Origin of the sequence: Pseudomonas sp. NPDC085632, assembly GCF_044541255.1 — a bacterium.
Lineage (GTDB): Bacteria > Pseudomonadota > Gammaproteobacteria > Pseudomonadales > Pseudomonadaceae > Aquipseudomonas.
This window is the reverse complement of record NZ_JBITSX010000027.1, coordinates 57,284-78,209: the sequence shown is the minus strand read 5'-3', so window position 1 is coordinate 78,209 and position 20,926 is coordinate 57,284. Positions and strand designations below refer to the sequence as shown.

Below are 20,926 nucleotides of genomic sequence, written 5' to 3'. Positions count from 1 at the left end.
GTGGCCTTGACCTTGACCAGCATCAGTTCGCGCTCGATGTGAGCACTTTCCGACAGGTCCACCAGCTTGACCACTTCGATCAGCTTGTTCAGGTTTTTGGTGATCTGCTCGATGACTTCATCGTGGCCAACGGTGGTCAGCGTCAGACGCGACAAGGTCGGGTCTTCGGTCGGGGCCACGGTCAGGCTTTCGATGTTGTAGTTGCGCTGCGAGAACAGGCCGACTACGCGAGACAAAGCGCCGGGTTCGTTTTCCAGAAGCAAGGAAATAATGTGCCGCATGATTAAGTACGCTCCGTCTTGCTCAGCCACATATCGCGCATCGAGCCGTCTTTGATCTGCATCGGATAGACGTGCTCGCTGGTGTCGACCGAAACGTCGATGATCACCAGGCGATCCTTCATGGCGAACGCTTCTGCCATCTTCGACTTCAGATCTTTCGATTCGGTGATGCGTACGCCAACGTGACCGTAGGCTTCAGCCAGCTTGACGAAGTCAGGCAGCGATTCCATGTAGGAGTGCGAGTGACGGCTGCCGTAGCTCATGTCCTGCCACTGACGCACCATCCCCAGAACTCCGTTGTTGAGGATGACGATTTTCACTGGCAAGCCATATTGCAGGCAGGTCGACAGTTCCTGGATGTTCATCTGGATACTGCCTTCGCCGGTAACGCAGGCAACATCGTCATCCGGGAAGCTCAACTTGATACCCATGGCCGCCGGGAAACCGAAGCCCATGGTGCCCAGGCCACCGGAGTTGATCCAGCGATTCGGCTTGTTGAACGTGTAGTACTGCGCAGCGAACATCTGATGCTGGCCCACGTCGGAAGTGATGTAGGCATCGCCCTTGGTCACTTCGCAGAGGGTTTCGATCACGGTCTGCGGCTTGATCTTGCTGCCGTCGCCCTTTTCATAAGGGAACAGGCCGCGATCACCGCGCCATTCATCCACCTGCTTCCACCAACTGGCCACGGACTCCTTGTTCGGGGTCTCGCCGATTTCCTTGAGGATCGCAACCATTTCGGTCAGGACGCTCTCCACCGGACCAACAATTGGCACGTCGGCCTTGATGGTCTTGGAAATCGAAGCAGGATCGATGTCGATGTGAATGATCTTGGCGTTCGGGCAGAACTTCGCCGGGCCATTGATCACGCGATCGTCGAAACGCGCGCCGACCGCCAGGATCACGTCAGCGTGGTGCATCGCCAGGTTGGCGGTGTAGCTGCCGTGCATGCCGAGCATGCCGATGAACTGACGATCAGTACCAGGGAAACCGCCGAGGCCCATCAAGGTGTTGGTCACTGGCAAGTTGAGCATTTTCGCCAGTTCGGTCAGCGGTGCGGAACCGTTGCCCAGAATCACGCCGCCACCGGAGTACATGACCGGACGTTTGGCCGCCAACAGCATTTCTGCTGCCTTGCGGATTTGCCCGGAGTGACCGCGAACGGCCGGGCTGTAGGAACGCAGCTTGGCTTTTTTCGGGAAGATGTATTCGAACTTCTCGGCCGGGTTGGTCATGTCTTTCGGGATATCGACCACGACCGGGCCCGGACGACCGGATTGCGCCAGGTAGAAGGCTTTCTTCATGACTTCCGGGATTTCCGAAGCGTGTTTGATCATGAAGCTGTGCTTCACGATCGGCCGGGAAATACCGATCATGTCGGTTTCCTGGAACGCGTCGGTGCCGACCATGGTGCTTGGCACCTGACCGGAAATGATCACCATTGGAATCGAGTCCATATAGGCCGTGGCAATACCGGTGATGGCGTTTGTGGCGCCTGGACCGGACGTCACCAATACCACGCCGGCTTTACCGGTGGCACGGGCATAACCGTCAGCCATATGGGTTGCCGCTTGTTCGTGACGAACCAGGATGTGAGTCACTTCCGGTTCTTTGAACAGGGCATCGTAAACATGCAGGAGAGCACCACCCGGGTACCCGTAGATATATTTGACGCCTTCGTCACGCAAAAAGCGGACGAGCATCTCACCGCCAGATAAAAGCTCCACGTTGTTCACCTCTAAAACGCCAGAATACCGTCCACAAAAAAGGGGCGGGTCTTAATAGGTTTACTTCTCGGCAGAGCATGAGCGACGGTGGTCGCCGACTACGTCAGCACTGACTGAGCAAGTATTGGGATCGTCCCAAGTGTTGCGGGCCTTTCCCACCCAGCGCGAGGTAACGCGTTGCGGGTGTAACAGGTCGGCGCGGATGTGCGCCTCATGATCTACCGAGTGGGTCTGCTTCTGGCAGTCCCTCTACAGCGGACTTTGGATTCTTCTGTTTCGCCCTCTCCAAGTCAAGTCGTCTGTGTGGTTAATTGTGGGTAAGCACATGAGAACGCAAGAAAAAACCTGAAAACCGCTACTCTGTTGGTGTCAATTGCGCAATTTTGCCAAGGAATCAGCATGCGAACGCTCCTCCTTACACTGCTGATCGGTCTCAGCCCATGGTGCATGGCCGCTCAAATCTACAAATGGGTCGATGCCCAAGGGGTCACGCATTTCGATGCGCAGCCACCACAAGGTCAACCATCGACAAGCGTGCAGACGCCCTCCTCGCCCGCGCCGAAACCGCCGGCAATGCCGGGAAGCGGTGTACTGGGCGATCAGAAAGCTATTGATGACAAGGTGAAGAAACAGGTCGCAGATCAGCAAGCGCAGCTCAAACAGTTTTGCGAGCAGGCTCGGACGAACCTGGCCCAATTGCAGAACAATCCGCGGTTGAGGGAAGAAGTGGAGGGGCAGTTGCGCCGGCTGGACGATGCACAGCGGCAGGAGCGCATCGTCGAGGCGCAGAAACAGATAAGTGAAAACTGCCAGTAGCGACTGGCAGTTTTCAATTCAGCGCGAGGCTGTGATCAGCAGGTCAAACTCTTTGAGCAGCACCTGAAGCTGACGGTCCTTGCCCTGCAGGTTGCGCTGGGCGAAGACCATTTCGGCCATTTCCTGAATACCCGAAGCATTGGGCAGCGGCAGATCCTGTTCGAGGATCATCTTCATCCGCGGCAGGAAGATCCACTGCAGCCATTGCTCAAAGTCCAGCGTATCGACCGAAAACGGCTCGACACTGCTCAGGGCTTCGGCAGGCGGCTGCACTTCATCCCACCAACCCTGCGTGCGCAGTTCACGCTCGATCAGCAACAGCTGATCGGCGATTTTCGGGAAACGGGCATCCATCACAGCGAAACCTTGGCCTTCTGACGGGCCTGAGCGGCGCCGGCGGAATCGCCTTGTTTCTCACGAGACTGAGCAATGATTTCCCACAGGTTGGCTTGCAGGTCAGGGCGACCGTTGGCCATGGTCAGCGCACGACGGGCGAACTGCTCGGCTTGCGGCGCATCACCTTGAGCCATACGCACTTGCGCCAGGCGATAAAGCACTTGCGGCTCACGCGGAGCGACGCGCTGTGCACGCTCCAGGCTGGAGGACGCGCCATTGAGGTCGCCGCCGGCCTGTTGCTGTTGTGCGGTGGTCAGCAGAGCGAGCACCGGGCCGTCCAGTTGTTCATCGGCCGACAAGCCGCCACCACTGCTGGCGGAAGGAATCCCGCTCGGCGTCGATGGCATGCTGTAACTGCCGGAATTGATCGGCGCGGACTCAGCCGGCGAAGGATTGTACGGCCCCGCCGTGATACCGCCGGATGCCGGGCCCGGCACGATTGGTGAAGAGCTGATCGGTGTCGACACGGCAGCACCGCCGCCCGGCACCATCACAACCACACCCGTGTCGCCTTGCGGGATGGCCTGGGTCTGGCCCTGCACAGGACGTTTCACGGTCGTTTGACGGAAGCCGCCATTGGCCGAGATACGTTCGCTGTTGGACACGGCAGTGCTCGAGTCAACCACCGGAATCGAACCACGCTGTACGGTAGAGCAGCCGCTGAGCAAAGCCACGGCGGTCACCGCTGGAATCAACCACTTGTTCACTTGAAACCCTCTTTGCTTAATTCATCCAGCCCTTGACCCAATCCATCACCGACTCGCCGGAGGCAGGCGTTTCGCCCGCACACGCGGCGCCGGGTGGCGGTTCGCTGCCGCGAATATACGGCATCTGCACCGCCCCCGGGCAGTTGGCATCAGAGCCCTGCCCGGTACGCGAATCGACCCACGCCTGCACGACGTTGTCCGGTTGCGGCATGTCCAGCGGCAGCGGATCGGCCTTGCGCATGAAACTGGTCCAGACCTGCAGCGCACCGGTTGCACCAGTGAACGGCGTCTTGCCGTTATCGTCGCGCCCCAGCCAGACCACCGCCAGCAGATCCTGACTGAAACCGGCGAACCAGCTGTCACGGGAATCGTTACTGGTACCCGTCTTGCCCGCCAGCGTCAGGGTTTTCGGCAACACGTTATAAACCGAGCTGCCGGTACCTTCACGCATCACGCGCTGCATGGCGTTCTGGATCAGATAAATGGACGCCGGATCGAAGCGCTGTTCGATCTGGAATGGATAACGCTTGAGCGGCTCGCCCTCGGCGGTCAGTACGCTGCGAATACCGCGCATCGGCGTATTGAAACCACCGTTGGCCAGCGTCTGGTACATAGTCGCCACTTCGATCGGGGTCATGCCGCCTGCGCCGAGAAGCATCGACGGGAATGCCGGGAACTCACGCGTCACGCCCAGACGACCGAGGGTTTTCAACACATTCGGCACGCCCACTTCCAGTCCCAGACGCGAGGTCGACAGGTTGTAGGAGTGCGCCAGGCCCTGATAGAGGAACACGGTGCCGTGGGAGCGGCGGTCATAGTTCTGCGGTTTCCACACCTGACCGTTCGCGCCTTTGACCGACAACGGGTCGTCCGACAGCCAACTGGTCAGCGTGTACTGACTCGGTTTCTCCAGTGCGGTCAGATAAACCGCCGGCTTGATCAACGAACCGATCGGCCGCACCGCATCCAGTGCGCGGTTGAACCCGGCATAACTGGCCTGACGGCTGCCGATCATTGCCTGGACTTCGCCGGTCTCCGGATTGGTCACGACCATCGCCGCTTCCACGTCATCGGAGCCTTTGCGCCCGGCCAGACGTTTAAAGGTGTCGTTGACCGAGGCCTCGGCTTTCATCTGCAGGATCGGATCGAAACTGGTGAAGATGCGCAGGCCTTCTTCGGTCAAGTCTTCGTCGCGATAGTCTTCACGCAACTGGCGTTTGACCAGATCGATAAAGCCCGGGAACGAGCTGTCGGCCAGTTTTCCGCGAGTGGTCACGCCCAACGGCATGTTCTTCGCAGCGGCCACTTGCTCGGCAGTCGCGACGCCTTGTTGCTCAAGCACGTCCAGCACCAGGTTACGTCTCTCCAGCGCGCGCTCCGGGTTGCGACGCGGGTTGTAGTAGGACGGGCCTTTGACCATGCCGACCAGCAACGCGACCTGATGCAGTTTCAGTTCGGACAATGGCTGCCCGAAGAAGAACTGGCTGGCCAGACCGAAACCGTGCACCGCACGCTGACCATCCTGCCCGACGAAGACTTCATTGAGGTAGGCCTCAAGAATTTCCTTCTTGTCGTAATGCAGTTCCAGCAGCATCGCCATCATCGCTTCGGTGAGCTTGCGGGTCAGGCTGCGTTCGTTGGTCAGGTAGAAGTTTTTCACCAACTGCTGGGTCAGCGTACTGCCGCCCTGGGTCATCTTGCCGCCAGAGGTGTTGACCCAGATGGCCCGGGCAATCGACTTCGGCGACACGCCCCAGTGGCTGTAGTAATCGCGGTCTTCGACAGCGACAAGGGTTTCGAGCAGGTACGGCGGCACCTGATCGAGTTTGATCAGAATGCGGTCTTCGAGATTCTTTGGATAAATGCCACCGATCATCAGCGGCTCAAGGCGCACCACGGACAGCTTCGACCCGTTGGTCGCCGACAGCTCGGCGACGTAATCGCCGGAGAAACGCACGCGCACTGGCTGCGGTTTTTCCAGGCCTTCATAGAACTGGAAGCCGCGGGTATTCAGATCGACCGTATTGCCACTGACGGCTGCGGCGCCGGGGCCATTGCTGACCGCCTCACGGCGATAGCCAAGGGCATCGAGTTCAGTAAGGAAATCGTCCTTGCTGAGCTTTTGTCCGACGAACAGCTCGAGCGGCCGCGCGTAAACCTTCGCCGGGATGGTCCAGCGCTTGCCGGAGAACTTCTCCTGCACCACGGCATCGAGGTAAACGGCGAAGCCGGCCAGCACGACAAGGCCGACCAGACTGAGTTTAATGGCCCAGCTCAACCACGGGCTAAGGCCCTTGGAGGGTGGTTTTTTCTTGGTACGGGGGGATCGAGTTCGAGTCATGGCGGCGGATTATACGCACTTTATTCATCCTCAACAGGAGCGCTCCGAGGTTTGCGCCAGGCTGGCGAGCGGCCATAATGGCGACCTCGAATTTCCCCCAGTCTCTGAAGGATCGCCCGTGAGCCAGTCACTGATCGCTGCCCTGCAAAACCCGGCCCTCTACCCGCACCCTGTCGAAGGGTTTCAGGTCATCGAAACGCATATCTCGTGGGTGATCCTCACCGGCCCCTTCGCTTATAAAGTGAAGAAGCCGGTGAATTTCGGCTTCCTCGACTTCACCGGCCTCGAGTCGCGCGCACATTTCTGCGCTGAAGAGCTGCGCCTGAACCAGCGTCTGACTGATGATTTGTATCTGGAAGTGTTGCCGGTAACTGGCAGCGTTGAAGCTCCACAATTGAACGGCGACGGCGCGGCGATCGAATACGTGCTGAAAATGCGCCAGTTCCCACAGACGGGTCTGCTCAGCACTTTGCAAGCCAACGGCGAACTGACCACTCAGCACATCGACGAGATGGCCGAGCAAATCGCCCGCTTCCACCTCACCGCGCCAACAGTCCCGGCCGAACACGATGCCGGTACCCCGGACAGTGTAATGGCGCCGGTCTCGCAAAATTTCGAGCAGATCCTGCCGTTCCTCAGGGACAAAAACGATTTGCTGCAACTCGATGCACTGAAAGCCTGGGCCGAAAGCAGCTTCGAACGTCTCAAGCCACTGTTCGCCCAGCGCAAAACCGAAGGTTTCACCCGGGAATGCCACGGCGATATCCATCTGGGCAACGCCACCGTCATCGACGGCAAAGTGGTGATCTTCGACTGCATCGAGTTCAACGAACCGTTCCGTTTCACTGACGTCTGGGCCGACACCGGTTTCCTGGCGATGGACCTGGAAGACCGCGGCCTGAAATCTCTGGCGCGCCGCTTCATCAGCCAATACCTGGAATTGACCGGCGACTATCAAGGCCTGGAAGTACTGAACTTCTATAAAGCCTACCGTGCACTGGTTCGTGCCAAGGTTGCGCTGTTCAGCATGCCCGCGGACGCGACGCCGGTGCAGCGCGCCACCACCCTGCGCCAGTATCGCAACTACGCCAACCTGGCCGAAAGCTACAGCACCATTCCTTCGCGCTTCATGGCCATCACCCACGGCGTTTCCGCTGTCGGCAAGAGCCACGTGGCCATGCGTCTGGTCGAAGCGCTGGGCGCGGTCCGCCTGCGTTCCGATGTTGAACGCAAGCGCCTGTTCGGTGAGCAAACCGTCGCCAACGACGTGCAGGCCGGCATCTATAGCGCCGACGCCAGCGCGGCGACCTACGCACGCCTGCATGAAATTGCTGAAGTCATCCTGCACGCCGGTTTCCCGGTAGTGATCGATGCCACTTACCTCAAACGCGAGCAACGCGACAACGCGGCGAAAATTGCCGAAGCCACCGGCACGCCGTTCCTGATCCTCGACTGCAACGCACCGCAAGCGGTGATCGAGAGCTGGCTGGCGATTCGTCAGGCGGACAAACAGGATCCGTCTGACGCCACCCTGGCCGTGATCGAAGCGCAACAGGCCAATCGTGAAGCGCTGACGCCGGAAGAAATCCTGCGCAGCAAACGTGTACAGACCAATGAATCCGGCACGCTGGACACAGTGGTCGCGCAGATCCGTCAGCGCCTGCCAGGCCTGTAAGAAACTATTTCGGCCGTGAAGCCCTTGCTTGCTTCACGGCCGCCAAATAGTGGCACTATACTGGCGTCATAAAACCAACGGTGATATGACATGAGCCAGCCGAAACTTCTCGACACCCCGCTATATGCCTTGCTGCACAAAGACGACATCGCAGGTTTCAACAAGGAGCGTCCGCAGGACGGCCCGATCGATATGGTCGGCGGCGATTTCCGTGGGCTCGATTTACGTGAACTGAACGCCGATGGCGTGGATTTCCGCGACGCGTATTTCCGCTCCGCCGATTTGCGTGGCATCGATTTCCGCAATGCATCGCTGGAAGGTGCAAGCCTGGCTCACGCACAGATTTCCGGGGCGTACTTCCCGCCGGAGCTGAGTGCCGACGAGATTCTGATGTCGATGAATTTCGGTACGCGTTTGCGTTATCGCACCCGCTGAAAGTTCTTTGCCTCTCTGACACAACGCCTCTCTCCTGTGGGAGCGAGCTTGCTCGCGAAGGCGTAGTGTCAGTGCCCCTACCGTAAGAGTCAGACCGCTTTCGCGAACAAGCTCGCTCGCACATTTATCAGCATTTCTGCCCTTCTCCCTGCGCCCGCAGAGCTTTCGCAACCTTATACAGCTCCCTTTCTTAGAAGCGTTTGCGTTGAATCCGACCAAACAACCACGCTTTTCCTACTGATGGCTACACTCCTGAGAAGCTCGCCCACGCACCATTCGGCCGTCGCAAGGAGGCTTGATGAATGATGAACTGCAACACCTGAAGAATCTTGGCAAGACGTCGGCGCAATGGCTGCATGCCGTGGGCATCCACAGCGCCTCGGACTTGCGTCGCCTCGGCGCGGTGGACGCCTACCGGGCCGTGCGTACTCGCGGGTTTCGCGCATCGAAGGTGTTGTTGTATGCGATTGAAGGCGCGCTGATGGATGTGCACTGGAACGACATCCCCGCCGAACGCAAGGACGCCCTGAACAAGCAGCTTGAAGCCATTTCCTCGCGCCACAAGAACTGAACGGGCATAGACCGTTATGTATTTACTGGGGGAACAATCGGCTTGGGCCGATGCCTTGATCAACCGTTTGCAGAGCTTGCCTGCACTGTGGTTACGCGACCTGACGCCTTGTGGGCCGCCTCTGGAGCTGGAAGCGTCGGATGATTTGCTCACGCAGTTGCCCGCCGACCAGTTATTCCTGCTCAATGAAGGTGGGATCAGCGGCTGTATCGCCGCCCGCCCGCTGTTTTATTGGCAGGAGGGTGATTTGATCGGCCTTCAGCAAGGTGAGAACTGGGCTGATTGCCGTTTATGCAATGAAGGGGCATTGCGCTTGACGCCCTATCGGCGCAGTGAGTTTTTTCAGCATTTGTATGCCGATGCTCGTCGGGCAGACCAGTTTCTGGAGTACCTGCTGGGACAAATGGCAATTCTCGCCAATGCCGTCGCGGAACTGAAACCGCGCGAATTTCGCAGTACCAATGGCTTCAAACGGGTCGAGACGGGTGAGGTCCTGATCAATCAGGGTGACGCGGCTGACCATGTATTTGTGATCATCGAAGGGCATGCCGAAGCTTTTGTAGACGGGCAGAAAGTCGGAGACGTGCCCAAGGACGAGATTTTCGGTGCCATGGCCGTGTTCACCGGCGAGCCACGCAGTGCCACAGTCATCGCCCGAGAACCGAGCACCATAATGCTGATTCCCGGTGATCAATTTTTGAGCATGACCCGCACCAATCCAAAAATCGCTCACAGCCTGATCGAGAGCATGGCGCGTCGAATCGGCCAATTGAATCGGCAGATCACACAAATACCTCCACCTGAAGGCCAGCGTTGAAACCCTCTGTTTACGGGGTGTTCCGGCCATTTACCAGACGAATTCAAAGAAACGGAAAAACAGTTGTTGACTTGGTAATGAGAATCGCTATGATTATCACAACTGGTCGCGAGATCAGTCGATATTCTGAAAAGCCCTTGGTTCGGACTCTCAGATTATCTCCTCATCAGGCTAATCACGGTTATTTGACCCGGTTTTTACCGGGTCTTTTTTTGCCTGTGGAAACGTCATTTGCCGAATTGTTTGCGCATCTGCTCGCAGTAATCCTGCTTTGGCGTTGCCGGCGTGTACCAAACGTAGTCGGCCATCGCGGCGGTCAATTCGGTGCCCTGCTCTGCCAGCATCAGCACTGTCGGGGACTCCGTGGCGCCCAAATCCACAACATGCAGCGGCACACCAACATCCTTGCGCGCATGCCACGCACCGGCGAGCAAGACTGAAGGTGTCGGCGCCGCCAATAGACGCTCGGCCATACGCCGATCACGTTGTTGCTGAACAGCGAGCATCGCCGGCATCTGTGATTCGGGCAGCAGACCACAGTGGGAATCGCTGATCTGTTCCAGCAAAACGGTTTTCACGGATACCGTATTGCTGCGCTTCCCCTTCAACACAGGCGGATCGCTGTAGAAAGTGCGGATTTCGGCGTTATTCAGGTTCGCTGCCAGCAACGGATACGGTTGAGTGAGTGCGAAGCGGACAATCGGCCCGTAGAGATTCCAGTCCCAGCCATCCTGCCAGGCCAATGCGCCAGGAAGGTCAGCGGACGGCGTAGTCGTCTGGCGCACTTGATCAACGCGAGGCTGCTGGTCCGGCGTGAGCATTTCCAATAGCAGACTGCCCTGCGGCCGCTGCTCACTGAGCGAGCGCAACAACCACAACTGCACGGCATGATGATCGGCGTTGTCATGCTGCTCACCGATGATCAGCCGCCCAGGCTCGGCAAGACGCGTCAGCAACTGCTGCGCCGTCAGCACCTGACCACTGCGCAGGTCGAGAATCTCGCCACTGACCGGCGGCGCAACAACATGCTGACACCCCGCAAGCAACACCGCCGTCAACAGCCACATCACACGCATGCCATCACCTCGATGATTCAATCAGCGGGCAATGATCAGCGGATGCCCGCGCTCCGGGTGCGGCTGCACCAACACTTCGAGACCGAATACAGCTTTTAGCGTGTCCGGTCGCAGTACCTGTTGCGGTGTATCCAGCGCCACCGGACGCCCGCCTTCAAGCAGCAGAATGCGATCACAATAACGCGCCGCCAGATTCAGATCATGCAGGATCACCATTACCGCTGCGCCACGATCGGCAAACTCGCGCACCGCCTGCAACGTGGTGTGCTGATGCAGCGGATCAAGCATTGACGTCGGCTCATCCAACAGCAACGTTTGCCCGGCCTGACCAGGCCAAAGCTGCGCCAGCACCCGCGCCAGATGCACGCGCTGACGCTCGCCACCGGACAGCGCCAGATAACTGCGTCCACTCAAGTGCCCGGCATCCGCCGCCGCCAAAGCGGCAGCGATAATTTCGTCATCACGCACGCGACCACTTTGCCAAGGCAAACGGCCCATGCCGACCACTTCTTCGACGCGAAAGGCAAAATCCAGCGTCGACACCTGAGGCAACACCGCCAGTCGTTGCGCACGCTGCGGGCCAGTCCAGTGACTCAACGCCTGCCCGTCGAGCGAAACCCCGCCCGAGCTCGCCGCCAACTCACCGCACAAGGCGCCCAGCAAGGTACTTTTGCCAGCACCGTTCGGCCCCAGCACACCGAGCACTTCACCCGGCTCAAGCTGCAGCGTGACATCACTGAGCACTGTCTTGCGACCACGCTGAATGTGCAGATCGTGCGCACGCAACATCAGGCGCGCCCTCGTAACAGCAGATAGAGGAAAAACGGCGCACCGATAAACGCGGTGACAATACCGATCGGCAATTCTGCCGGCGCCAGCGCCAACCGCGCGACCAGATCAGCCAACAGCAACAGGCTCGCCCCCGCCAGCACCGATGCCGGCAGTAATACTTTGTGATCCGGCCCCGCCAGCAAGCGCACCAGATGCGGCACCACCAGCCCGACAAAGCCGATCATCCCGGCTGCCGCCACTGCCGCGCCAACACCCAATGCTGTGCAAAACACCAATTCACGCTTGAGCCGCTCGACATCAATTCCCAGATGCCCGGCCTCGGATTCTCCGAGCAGCAAGGCATTCAGCGCTTTCGCCCGACGCGGCAACCAGAGCGCGACACCGGCGCTGATGATCAGCAATGGCCACAGCCGCGCGTAACTGGCGCCATTGAGGCTGCCAAGGTTCCAGAACGTCAGTGTCCGCAAGGTCGCGTCATCCGCCAGATAAGTGAACAGGCCGACCGCCGAACTGGCCAACGCGGTCAGAGCAATACCTGCCAGCAGCATGGTCGCGACGTTGGTCTGGCCGTTGCGTCGCCCTAGTCGATAGACCAGCGCTGTCACCCCTAACCCACCGAGAAACGCGCAGACCGACAACAGATACGGCCCGAACCACTCCGGCAGGCCGCCAAAAAAAGAACCGCCGACAATCGCGATCGCTGCGCCCAACGCCGCGCCGCTGGAAACACCGACCAGCCCCGGATCCGCCAGCGGGTTACGAAACAAGCCCTGCATTGCCACACCGGACAACGCCAGCACACCGCCGACCGCGAGCCCGAGCAAAGTACGTGGCAAACGAATCTGCCCCAGGATCAGCTCCGCCTGCTCCAGCCCGTCCGGCGCCAATGGCACGCCGAGCATGCGTAACGCCGCGCGCAATGTGTCGAACAGCGGCAGGCTGACCGGACCGAGTGCCAGCGACAGCCAGATCGCCAGCAAACACAGGAGCGTCAGGCCAATGAACAAGGCACGGGGTTTTACCAGTGTGGTCATTGGCCGCTCTTGGCCGGATAGAAACCGTCAGACAGGGTTTTCAAGGCTGCCGGCAGTCGGGGTCCGAGTCCGCCAACCAGCAGGGTCGGATCCAGCTCCAGCACGCGCCCGGCCTTGGCCGCACGACTTGAATTGAGGATCGGGTTTTCCTTGAACAGCGCTGCTTTCGCCGCTTCACCGGTCAGCGCACGGTCGGCGAACACCAATACTTCAGGATCGAGGCTGGCGAGGGATTCCACGGAAAACGGCTTGTAACCCGTGTGAGTTGCCAGATTATGTCCGCCGGCCTGTTGCAACAGCCAATCAGCGGCGGTGTCCTTGCCGGCGATCAACGGTTTGCCACCGGCATGCCCGAGCAACAGCAGCACACCCGGGGCTTTCTGTTTGACCTGCGCTTCGGTAACCCGCGTCTTCTGCGCATCAAGCTGCTGTTGATAACGTTGCAGCAGCTGCGCGGCCTGCGGCTCGGCGCCGAGCAACTGACCCAAGTGAGTCACGTTTTTCTCCAGCGTCGGCAGATCCGGTTGAGCCGAGAACAACTCCACCTGAACCTTGGCCGCTTTGACTTGCGCGAGAACCGGCGGCGGGCCCATTTCTTCGGTGCCGATCAAGATGTCCGGGCGCAGACTGAGAATGCCTTCCGCAGACAGGCTGCGCTGATAACCAATGCTCGGCAGGGCCTTCAAAGACGCAGGATGCTGGCTGGTGGTGTCGACGCCAACCAGCTTCGACTCTCCACCCAACGCACTCACCCACTCCGACAGCGCACCGCCGGCACTGACCCAGCGTTGCGGCAAATCCGCCGCTGCAGCCTGGTGGCTGAGCAGAAGTCCGACACACAGCACAGCAACGCGGGTACTCAGGCGCATACACAGCTTCCTTGGATAAGGTTTTTCCCGGGCATCGGGATGACAGGCCAAGTATCCTCAGCATCAGCCAGCCGCCCTGCGGACGAAGGCCGCCATTTGATAATTGTTTGCATTTAAACGTCAAGCTCGGACATATCCAGACACGAGCCGACACTAGAGGATAGTCATGAAGTTTCTCTGCGCGGGTGCCGATCTGGCTGAAGCGAACAGCCGTGGTTTCGAGATCGACGGCAACAAACTGTTCGCCGTGCGCCGCAGCGGCCAGGCCTATGTCTACCTCAATCGCTGCCCGCACCGTGGCGTCGGGCTGGAATGGCAGCCCGACCGGTTTCTCGACCCGAGCAACAGCCTGATCCAGTGCGCCACCCACGGCGCACTGTTTCTGATCGAGGACGGTGAATGCGTGGCCGGGCCTTGCGCCGGGCAATCACTCACCGCCATCCATTGCCGCGAAGACGCGCAGGGCCTGTGGATCGATGTTTAACCGCTAAGCAGCACGTCGAGACGCCGGTCGATGATCATTTCTTCATGGTCCAGCCGCACGCCATACGCCAGAACCTCAACGCCACATGCGACCGCTTCAAGAAGCGCATCGGCGTAGGCCGAATCGATTTCCTTCGCCGGCCGCACCGCTTCAATCCCGGTGAGATTGACGCAATACAACTGCACCGCCCGAATCCCGTCCCGTGCCAGATGCGCCAATTCCCGCAGATGCTTGGCGCCACGCTGGGTCACGGCATCGGGAAACGCCGCCACCGCAGTACCGTCGAAACCCAGGGTGACGCTTTTCACCTCTACATAGGCCGGACCACCGGGGTATTCGAGGCGGAAGTCGATACGGCTTTTTTCCTGTCCGTAGGCCACTTCGCGTTTCAACGCGGTAAAGCCGTTCAACTCAGTGATAACGCCAGCCTGCAAGGCCTCTTCGACCAACCCGTTGGCACGGCCGGTATTCACACAGAACAAGCGGCCCTGCGGGGTCTCGCCGATTTCCCAAGTGCCAGGCAATTTGCGTTTCGGGTCAGTGGAGCGACTGAACCACACCTGCCCGCCTTCAACCTGGCAATTGAGCATCGAACCAGTGTTCGGGCAGTGAATAGTCAGCAACTCGCCGCTAACGGTTTCGATATCGGCGAGAAAACGCTTGTAACGACGAATCAGTCGCGCTTCTTCAAGCGCTGGATAAAAGCGCATCAGCCTTGCCAGCTCTTCAAGCCACGCGCGATTCGTTCCACCGCTTCTTGTAAGCGAGGGAGGTTTTGCGTGTAGGCAAAACGCACATGATGGCTGGCCTGATAGCGCCCGAAATCCAGACCCGGGGTGAAGGCAACGTGTTCGGTTTCGAGGAAATGCCGACAGAACGCGAAGGCATCGCCGCCGAACTGGCTGATATCGGCGTACAAATAGAACGCGCCTTCAGGCTCCACGGCGATGTTGAAGCCCAACTCGCGCAACACCGGCAAGAGGAAATCCCGACGACGGCCGAACTCGGCGCGGCGCTCTTCGAGAATGGCGATGGTATCCGGTTCGAAACAGGCCAACGCCGCATACTGGGCCATGCTCGGTGCGCTGATGTAGAGGTTCTGCGCCAGCTTCTCCAGCTCGCTGACCGCCGCATCCGGCGCCACCAGCCAGCCAAGTCGCCAGCCGGTCATACCGAAGTATTTGGAGAAACTGTTCAACACAAAAGCGCTGTCATCAACTTCCAGAACGCTGGCGGCATCGGTGCCGTACGTCAGACCGTGATAGATCTCGTCCACCACCAGATGCCCGTGTCTGGCCTTGATGGCTGTGGATAACCCGGCCAGCTCATCGCGGGTCAGAATCGTGCCAGTCGGGTTGGCCGGCGAGGCAACCAGTGCACCGACGCTGTCGTGATCCCAGTGCCGCTCGACCAGATCAGGAGTCAGTTGATAACGCACGTCCGGACCAACCGGCACCAACTGCGCCGCGCCTTCGACCAAACGCAGAAAGTGCCGGTTACACGGGTAGCCCGGATCCGCCAGCAGCCAGTGTTTACCGGGATCGACCAGCAACGCGCTGGCCAGCAACAAGGCGCCGGAACCGCCCGGGGTGATCAGAATTCGCCGCGGATCGATGTTCAGGCCATAGCGCGATTGATAAAACCCGGAAATGGCTTCGCGCAGCTCGGGAATCCCGCGGGCTGCGGTGTAACGGGTCTTGCCCGCCGTCAGCGCAGCCTGCCCGGCACGAATGATCGGCTCGGCCGTGGTGAAGTCTGGCTCGCCGATTTCCAGGTGGATCACGTCATGCCCTTCAGCTTGCAACTCATTGGCCCGCGCCAGCAGCGCCATCACATGGAACGGTTCGATCGCACGACTGCGCGCACTGTAAGGCTGAGCCATTGGTTTTCCTTCGGCAGGGAAAAAGAGACGATTCTACCCATCTGCCGGAACGAGCGAGAACCCGCAGCGGTCACAGCCTCAAGAACGCTGGACTGTAACGATACGCACGTACGCTCCAGGATTGACTAAAATCAGTGATTGAACAGGTCTTCAACACCACCAGACACGGCTTGCCAAACATTTGCAAGCGCCACCCGCCGGGGCCTCGACATCCGGGAGTAGCGCAGGCCGAATTGATCTGGTAAGTTCGCCCGCTTGCAGCCGCAGGGCCGGCAGGTGTCGGTGATGGAGCAATCCTGCGCAATGGATTACAAGAGTAGAGGCGGTCCATTTCATGCCCACCCAAGCAAAGCAACAGCAGAATCAGACGATCAGCGGTTTCGAACCTTATGTTCCGGCGAAAGGTGAGGAGTACATGGGCGCCCCGATGCGCGCGCACTTCACCAAGGTCCTGAACAAGTGGAAACAGGAGTTGATGCAGGAAGTCGACCGCACCGTTGACCACATGAAGGACGAAGCTGCCAATTTCCCGGACCCGGCCGACCGTGCCAGCCAGGAAGAAGAATTCGCCCTCGAGCTGCGCGCCCGCGACCGCGAACGCAAGCTGATCAAGAAAATCGACAAGACACTGCAACTGATCGAAGACGAAGAGTACGGTTGGTGTGATTCGTGCGGCGTCGAGATTGGCGTAAAACGCCTCGAAGCACGTCCTACAGCCGACATGTGCGTCGACTGCAAGACACTGGCGGAAATCAAGGAAAAGCAGGTCGGCAAGTAATCTCGACCTGAACGAAAAACGGAGCGTGCGAACGCTCCGTTTTTGTTTCTGCCTTTTGCCTTTTGCCTTTGCAGGAGTGAGCCTGCTCGCGATAGCGGTATGACATTCAACATCAATATTGACTGACCTACCGCTACCGCGAGCAGGCTCGCTCCCACAGGTTGACCTGCCTATAGCCTGAAAAGTAGTTTCGTTTCCATGACTGCCAAAAAATCCCCCGCCTACGTCGGCCGCTTCGCCCCAACCCCCAGTGGCCACTTGCACTTCGGTTCACTGGTTGCCGCCCTCGCCTCCTACCTCGACGCCCGTTCGGTCGGCGGTCGCTGGCTGGTGCGCATGGAAGATCTCGATCCGCCCCGTGAAGAACCCGGTGCGCAAGCCGCGATCCTCAAGGCGCTGGAGAGCTATGGCTTTGAATGGGATGGCGACATGGTGCGCCAGAGCGATCGACATGACGCCTACGCCGATGTGCTCAACAGCCTGTTCAATCATGGCCTGGCCTACGCTTGCACCTGCTCGCGCAAACAGCTCGAAGCGTACAACGGCATCTATCCGGGTCTGTGCCGCAATGCCGGCCATGACCAGCAAGATGCGGCGATCCGCCTGCGCGTGCCTGAGCTGGAATACCACTTCATCGACCGCGTACAGGGCGAATACCGCCAGCATCTGGGCCGCGACGTTGGCGATTTCGTGATTCGTCGCCGCGATGGCCTCTATGCCTATCAATTGGCCGTGGTCCTCGACGATGCGTGGCAAGGCGTCACCGACATCGTCCGCGGTGCCGATCTGCTCGACTCGACCCCGCGCCAGCTCTACCTGCAAGAACTGTTGGGCCTGCGCCAGCCGCGTTACCTGCACCTGCCGCTGATTACCCAACCGGATGGCAACAAGCTCGGTAAATCCTATCGCTCGCCGCCGCTGCAAGCCGATCAAGCGACGCCGTTGCTGCTGCGAGCCCTGCGCGCATTGGGGCAAAACCCGGGCGCCGAACTGGCCCACGCCTCACCACAAGAACTGCTCAACTGGGGCTGCGCGCACTGGGATGCCAGCAAGATCCCGCGCACACTGACCCTGCCCGAGGCGCAACTGCCATGACGACACTTGCAGTCGTGCGCCCATCCGTTACCATCGCCGCACGTTTTCGGGCACGCGCATAAAAAAGAGAGGCCGGGATGTACATCTATCGCTTGGTCCTGCTTTTAGTCGTGGGGATCTACCTGTTTTCCCCCGCCATCATGGATTGGTGGATCGACGCGACGGGCGCCTGGTATCGCCCTTATCTGCTTTGGCTGATCCTGATTGTCGTGACCTTCATCCTGCAGAGCCAAAAAGATGCCGATGAGCTTTAGCCTGACCCAGATGATCCTGATCAGCGCCGCGTACCTGGCGGTGCTGTTCGGCGTTGCCTGGGTCAGTGAACGGGGCATGATCCCGCGCGCGATCATTCGCCACCCGTTGACCTACACCTTATCGCTGGGGGTTTATGCCAGTGCCTGGGCGTTTTACGGCACGGTGGGCCTCGCCTATCAGTACGGCTACGGCTTTCTGTCCAGTTATCTCGGCGTCTCCGGCGCGTTTCTGCTGGCACCGGTGTTGCTCTATCCAATCCTGAAAATCACCCGCACCTATCAACTGTCGTCGCTGGCCGATCTGTTCGCGTTCCGCTTTCGCAGTACCTGGGCCGGTGCGCTGACCACGATCTTCATGCTGATCGGCGTGCTGCCGTTGCTGGCGTTGCAGATTCAAGCGGTGGCCGACTCCATCGGCATCCTCACCGGCGAGCCGGTGCAGAGCCGCGTGGCGTTGGCGTTTTGTGCGCTGATCATTCTGTTCACGATTTTCTTCGGTTCCCGCCACATAGCCACCCGTGAGAAACATGAAGGACTGGTGTTCGCGATTGCCTTTGAATCGGTGATCAAACTGGTCGCCCTCGGCGGCGTCGGTTTGTATGCGCTGTACGGCGTGTTCGACGGCCCGCAGCAACTTGAGGTGTGGCTGCTGCAAAACCAGACTGCCCTCGCGGCACTGCACACGCCGTTGCAGGAAGGTCCGTGGCGCACACTGCTGCTGGTGTTCTTCGCCTCGGCGATCGTGATGCCGCACATGTATCACATGACCTTCACCGAAAACCTCAACCCTCGCTCACTGGTCAGTGCGAGCTGGGGCTTGCCACTGTTCCTGCTGCTGATGAGTCTGGCGGTACCGCTGATCCTCTGGGCCGGCCTCAAGCTCGGCGCCACAACCAATCCGGAATACTTCACCCTCGGCATCGGTATCGCTGCCAACAGCAAACCGCTGGCATTGCTCGCCTACGTCGGTGGCTTATCGGCTGCCAGCGGATTGATCATTGTGACCACGCTGGCGCTGTCGGGCATGGCGCTGAACCACCTGGTGCTGCCGCTTTATCAACCGCCGGCCGAAGGCAATATTTACCGCTGGCTGAAGTGGACCCGCCGGGCGCTGATCGTCGCGATCATCATGGCTGGTTTCGGTTTCTACCTGATGCTCGGTGCCGAACAGGATCTGGCCAACCTCGGCATCGTCGCTTTCGTCGCTACGTTGCAATTCCTGCCCGGTGTGTTGTCGGTGCTGTACTGGCCGACTGCCAACCGTCGCGGTTTCATCGCTGGACTGCTGGCGGGGATTCTGGTCTGGGTGGTGACCATGTTGTTGCCGCTGGTCGGCAACCTGCAGGGTTTTTATATCCCGCTGCTGAACATGATTTACGTGCTCGACGACACCAGTTGGCACATGGCTGCAATCGCCTCGCTCGCCGCCAACGTCTTGATGTTCACCCTGATCTCGCTATTCACCAACGCCAGCCCTGAAGAGGCCAGCGCCGCCGAAGCCTGCGCTGTGGATAACGTTCGTCGCCCACAGCGCCGCGAACTACACGCTGCCTCGCCTCAGGAGTTCGCCACACAACTGGCCAAACCGCTGGGCGCCAAGGCTGCACAAAAAGAAGTCGAGCAAGCGCTGCGTGACCTTTATCTGCCCTTCGACGAACGCCGTCCTTATGCCCTGCGCCGTTTGCGTGACCGTATCGAAGCCAACCTCTCCGGCCTGATGGGCCCGAGTGTGGCGCAAGATATGGTCGAAACCTTCCTGCCGTACAAGGCCGGTGGCGAAAACTATGTCACTGAAGACATCCACTTCATCGAAAGCCGCCTCGAGGATTACCACTCGCGCCTCACAGGTTTAGCCGCTGAACTCGATGCCCTGCGCCGTTACCACCGCCAAACCCTGCAAGAACTGCCGATGGGCGTCTGCTCGCTGGCCAAGGATCAAGAGATCCTGATGTGGAACAAAGCCATGGAAGAACTCACCGGGATCGCCGCGCAGCGCGTGGTCGGCTCGCGTCTGAGCACCATTGGCGAGCCGTGGAAAGAATTGCTGCAGGGTTTCATCAACCTGCCCGACGAGCATTTGCACAAACAGCATCTGGCCCTCGATGGGCAGACCCGCTGGCTGAACCTGCACAAAGCCGCCATCGATGAACCGCTCGCACCGGGTAACAGTGGTCTGGTGTTACTGGTCGAAGATTTGACCGAAACCCAGATGCTCGAAGACAAACTGGTGCACTCTGAACGCCTGGCCAGCATCGGTCGCCTCGCGGCGGGTGTGGCCCACGAAATCGGCAACCCGATCACCGGCATCGCCTGCCTGGCGCAGAACCTGCGCGAAGAGCGGGAAGACGACGGCGAACTGACGGAAATCAGCGGACAGATTCTTGAACAGACCAAACGCGTATCGCGCATCGTCCAGTCACTGATGAGCTTCGCTCACGCCGGCAGCCATCAGCACAGTGACGAGCCCGTTTGTCTGGCCGAAGTCGCCCAGGATGCCATTGGCCTGCTGGCGCTGAACCGACGCAACTTCGAAGTGCAGTTCTACAACCTGTGCGATCCCGATCACTGGGTCGAAGGCGACCCGCAGCGGCTCGCCCAGGTACTGATCAATCTGCTCTCCAACGCCCGCGACGCCTCGCCGCCGCACAGTGCGGTACGGGTCAAGAGTGAAGCCGGCGAACACACGGTCGATCTGATCGTGGAGGACGAAGGCAGCGGTATTCCGAAGAACATCATGGATAGATTGTTCGAACCCTTCTTCACCACCAAGGATCCTGGCGAAGGCACCGGTCTGGGCCTTGCACTGGTCTATTCCATCGTTGAAGAGCATTATGGACAAATCACCATCGACAGCCCGGCTGATGTACAAAGCCAACGCGGCACCCGTATCCGGGTG

At 59.5% G+C, this 20,926-nt stretch carries 21 protein-coding genes; 10 read left to right on the top strand and 11 right to left on the bottom strand.

What is annotated here, in order from left to right:
- Positions 1 to 281 (bottom strand): acetolactate synthase small subunit (gene ilvN, locus ACIF4X_RS17990; RefSeq protein ID WP_397483170.1); only part of this gene is annotated, 281 nt, incomplete at its 3' end.
- Positions 282 to 283: 2 nt separating this feature from the next.
- Positions 284 to 2,008, bottom strand: coding sequence for an acetolactate synthase 3 large subunit (locus ACIF4X_RS17985; protein WP_397483169.1), 1,725 nt, complete (start codon positions 2,006 to 2,008; stop codon positions 284 to 286).
- 399 nt (positions 2,009 to 2,407) lie between these two features.
- Here ACIF4X_RS17985 and ACIF4X_RS17980 point away from each other — a divergent pair, with 399 nt between their 5' ends.
- Positions 2,408 to 2,824 (top strand): DUF4124 domain-containing protein, encoded by a 417-nt coding sequence (locus tag ACIF4X_RS17980; protein WP_397483168.1) that lies wholly within the window; start codon positions 2,408 to 2,410, stop codon positions 2,822 to 2,824.
- A gap of 18 nt (positions 2,825 to 2,842) precedes the next feature.
- Here the strand turns inward: ACIF4X_RS17980 and ACIF4X_RS17975 are convergent, their stop codons facing one another.
- From ACIF4X_RS17975 to mrcB, 3 genes are read right to left on the bottom strand one after another with little or no spacing between them, the layout of a single operon-like run.
- Positions 2,843 to 3,178 (bottom strand): YqcC family protein, encoded by a 336-nt coding sequence (locus ACIF4X_RS17975; RefSeq protein WP_397483167.1) that lies wholly within the window; start codon positions 3,176 to 3,178, stop codon positions 2,843 to 2,845.
- Positions 3,178 to 3,927 (bottom strand): hypothetical protein, encoded by a 750-nt coding sequence (locus tag ACIF4X_RS17970; RefSeq protein WP_397483166.1) that lies wholly within the window; start codon positions 3,925 to 3,927, stop codon positions 3,178 to 3,180. Before ACIF4X_RS17970 ends, ACIF4X_RS17975 begins: the two co-directional genes overlap by 1 nt.
- Before the next feature lie 16 nt (positions 3,928 to 3,943).
- The gene (gene mrcB, locus ACIF4X_RS17965; protein ID WP_397483165.1) at positions 3,944 to 6,268 is read right to left on the bottom strand and encodes a penicillin-binding protein 1B; all 2,325 of its coding nucleotides are present in this window, start codon (positions 6,266 to 6,268) and stop codon (positions 3,944 to 3,946) included.
- Between the two features lie 118 nt (positions 6,269 to 6,386).
- Between mrcB and ACIF4X_RS17960 the strand changes: the two genes are divergently transcribed.
- The 4 genes from ACIF4X_RS17960 to ACIF4X_RS17945 all read left to right on the top strand — a co-directional run bounded on the left by ACIF4X_RS17960 (position 6,387) and on the right by ACIF4X_RS17945 (position 9,766).
- Entirely contained in the window at positions 6,387 to 7,943 is a 1,557-nt protein-coding gene (locus tag ACIF4X_RS17960) for an AAA family ATPase (RefSeq protein WP_397483164.1), read from the top strand.
- A 90-nt stretch (positions 7,944 to 8,033) separates the two neighbouring features.
- The gene (locus ACIF4X_RS17955; protein ID WP_250607114.1) at positions 8,034 to 8,378 is read left to right on the top strand and encodes a pentapeptide repeat-containing protein; all 345 of its coding nucleotides are present in this window, start codon (positions 8,034 to 8,036) and stop codon (positions 8,376 to 8,378) included.
- Between the two features lie 298 nt (positions 8,379 to 8,676).
- Entirely contained in the window at positions 8,677 to 8,949 is a 273-nt protein-coding gene (locus ACIF4X_RS17950) for a TfoX/Sxy family protein (RefSeq protein WP_003228231.1), read from the top strand.
- 16 nt (positions 8,950 to 8,965) lie between these two features.
- Positions 8,966 to 9,766, top strand: a complete 801-nt coding sequence (locus tag ACIF4X_RS17945; RefSeq protein ID WP_397483163.1) for a Crp/Fnr family transcriptional regulator — start codon at positions 8,966 to 8,968, stop codon at positions 9,764 to 9,766.
- Positions 9,767 to 9,993: 227 nt separating this feature from the next.
- Here the strand turns inward: ACIF4X_RS17945 and ACIF4X_RS17940 are convergent, their stop codons facing one another.
- The 4 genes from ACIF4X_RS17940 to ACIF4X_RS17925 are packed head-to-tail and all read right to left on the bottom strand — an operon-like array spanning position 9,994 to position 13,537.
- Positions 9,994 to 10,842, bottom strand: coding sequence for a ChaN family lipoprotein (locus ACIF4X_RS17940; RefSeq protein WP_397483162.1), 849 nt, complete (start codon positions 10,840 to 10,842; stop codon positions 9,994 to 9,996).
- Positions 10,843 to 10,863: 21 nt separating this feature from the next.
- On the bottom strand, positions 10,864 to 11,631 hold the full coding sequence (locus ACIF4X_RS17935; protein ID WP_397483161.1) for a heme ABC transporter ATP-binding protein: 768 nt from the start codon (positions 11,629 to 11,631) through the stop codon (positions 10,864 to 10,866).
- Positions 11,631 to 12,614, bottom strand: a complete 984-nt coding sequence (locus ACIF4X_RS17930) for an iron ABC transporter permease (RefSeq protein ID WP_174244531.1) — start codon at positions 12,612 to 12,614, stop codon at positions 11,631 to 11,633. The genes ACIF4X_RS17935 and ACIF4X_RS17930 overlap by 1 nt, the downstream gene beginning before the upstream one ends.
- A 50-nt stretch (positions 12,615 to 12,664) precedes the next feature.
- The gene (locus ACIF4X_RS17925; RefSeq protein ID WP_397483160.1) at positions 12,665 to 13,537 is read right to left on the bottom strand and encodes a hemin ABC transporter substrate-binding protein; all 873 of its coding nucleotides are present in this window, start codon (positions 13,535 to 13,537) and stop codon (positions 12,665 to 12,667) included.
- A gap of 166 nt (positions 13,538 to 13,703) precedes the next feature.
- Here ACIF4X_RS17925 and ACIF4X_RS17920 point away from each other — a divergent pair, with 166 nt between their 5' ends.
- Complete coding sequence (locus tag ACIF4X_RS17920; protein ID WP_397483159.1) at positions 13,704 to 14,021, top strand: Rieske (2Fe-2S) protein; 318 nt, start codon at positions 13,704 to 13,706, stop codon at positions 14,019 to 14,021.
- Here ACIF4X_RS17920 and sfsA read toward each other — a convergent pair.
- Together sfsA and ACIF4X_RS17910 are read right to left on the bottom strand one after the other, a co-directional pair.
- Entirely contained in the window at positions 14,018 to 14,731 is a 714-nt protein-coding gene (sfsA, locus tag ACIF4X_RS17915; RefSeq protein ID WP_397483158.1) for a DNA/RNA nuclease SfsA, read from the bottom strand. The two genes, ACIF4X_RS17920 and sfsA, sit on opposite strands and share 4 nt — an antisense overlap.
- Positions 14,731 to 15,903 (bottom strand): pyridoxal phosphate-dependent aminotransferase, encoded by a 1,173-nt coding sequence (locus ACIF4X_RS17910; protein ID WP_397483157.1) that lies wholly within the window; start codon positions 15,901 to 15,903, stop codon positions 14,731 to 14,733. Before ACIF4X_RS17910 ends, sfsA begins: the two co-directional genes overlap by 1 nt.
- 334 nt (positions 15,904 to 16,237) lie before the next feature.
- Between ACIF4X_RS17910 and dksA the strand changes: the two genes are divergently transcribed.
- The 4 genes from dksA to ACIF4X_RS17890 form a co-directional block, all read left to right on the top strand.
- Complete coding sequence (gene dksA, locus ACIF4X_RS17905) at positions 16,238 to 16,681, top strand: RNA polymerase-binding protein DksA (RefSeq protein WP_008080850.1); 444 nt, start codon at positions 16,238 to 16,240, stop codon at positions 16,679 to 16,681.
- Between the two features lie 198 nt (positions 16,682 to 16,879).
- Positions 16,880 to 17,776, top strand: coding sequence for a tRNA glutamyl-Q(34) synthetase GluQRS (gene gluQRS / locus ACIF4X_RS17900; protein WP_397483156.1), 897 nt, complete (start codon positions 16,880 to 16,882; stop codon positions 17,774 to 17,776).
- Between the two features lie 77 nt (positions 17,777 to 17,853).
- Positions 17,854 to 18,030 carry a hypothetical protein gene (locus tag ACIF4X_RS17895; RefSeq protein WP_003176118.1) on the top strand — a complete coding sequence of 59 codons (177 nt, stop codon included), beginning with the start codon at positions 17,854 to 17,856 and terminating at the stop codon, positions 18,028 to 18,030.
- Positions 18,014 to 20,926, top strand: a 2,913-nt coding sequence (locus ACIF4X_RS17890; protein WP_397483155.1) for a sensor histidine kinase, incomplete at its 3' end; no start/stop codon positions are given. The genes ACIF4X_RS17895 and ACIF4X_RS17890, both read left to right, overlap by 17 nt.

Bases quoted from the DNA above. Each gene is read 5' to 3' on its own strand.
- ACIF4X_RS17980 (WP_397483168.1), top strand. From the start codon at position 2,408: ATGCGAACGCTCCTCCTTACACTGCTGATCGGTCTCAGCCCATGGTGC.
- ACIF4X_RS17975 (WP_397483167.1), bottom strand. From the start codon at position 3,178: ATGGATGCCCGTTTCCCGAAAATCGCCGATCAGCTGTTGCTGATCGAG.
- mrcB (WP_397483165.1), bottom strand. From the start codon at position 6,268: ATGACTCGAACTCGATCCCCCCGTACCAAGAAAAAACCACCCTCCAAG.
- ACIF4X_RS17955 (WP_250607114.1), top strand. From the start codon at position 8,034: ATGAGCCAGCCGAAACTTCTCGACACCCCGCTATATGCCTTGCTGCAC.
- ACIF4X_RS17950 (WP_003228231.1), top strand. From the start codon at position 8,677: ATGAATGATGAACTGCAACACCTGAAGAATCTTGGCAAGACGTCGGCG.
- ACIF4X_RS17945 (WP_397483163.1), top strand. From the start codon at position 8,966: ATGTATTTACTGGGGGAACAATCGGCTTGGGCCGATGCCTTGATCAAC.
- ACIF4X_RS17940 (WP_397483162.1), bottom strand. From the start codon at position 10,842: ATGCGTGTGATGTGGCTGTTGACGGCGGTGTTGCTTGCGGGGTGTCAG.
- ACIF4X_RS17935 (WP_397483161.1), bottom strand. From the start codon at position 11,631: ATGTTGCGTGCGCACGATCTGCACATTCAGCGTGGTCGCAAGACAGTG.
- ACIF4X_RS17925 (WP_397483160.1), bottom strand. From the start codon at position 13,537: ATGCGCCTGAGTACCCGCGTTGCTGTGCTGTGTGTCGGACTTCTGCTC.
- ACIF4X_RS17920 (WP_397483159.1), top strand. From the start codon at position 13,704: ATGAAGTTTCTCTGCGCGGGTGCCGATCTGGCTGAAGCGAACAGCCGT.
- sfsA (WP_397483158.1), bottom strand. From the start codon at position 14,731: ATGCGCTTTTATCCAGCGCTTGAAGAAGCGCGACTGATTCGTCGTTAC.
- ACIF4X_RS17910 (WP_397483157.1), bottom strand. From the start codon at position 15,903: ATGGCTCAGCCTTACAGTGCGCGCAGTCGTGCGATCGAACCGTTCCAT.
- dksA (WP_008080850.1), top strand. From the start codon at position 16,238: ATGCCCACCCAAGCAAAGCAACAGCAGAATCAGACGATCAGCGGTTTC.
- gluQRS (WP_397483156.1), top strand. From the start codon at position 16,880: ATGACTGCCAAAAAATCCCCCGCCTACGTCGGCCGCTTCGCCCCAACC.
- ACIF4X_RS17895 (WP_003176118.1), top strand. From the start codon at position 17,854: ATGTACATCTATCGCTTGGTCCTGCTTTTAGTCGTGGGGATCTACCTG.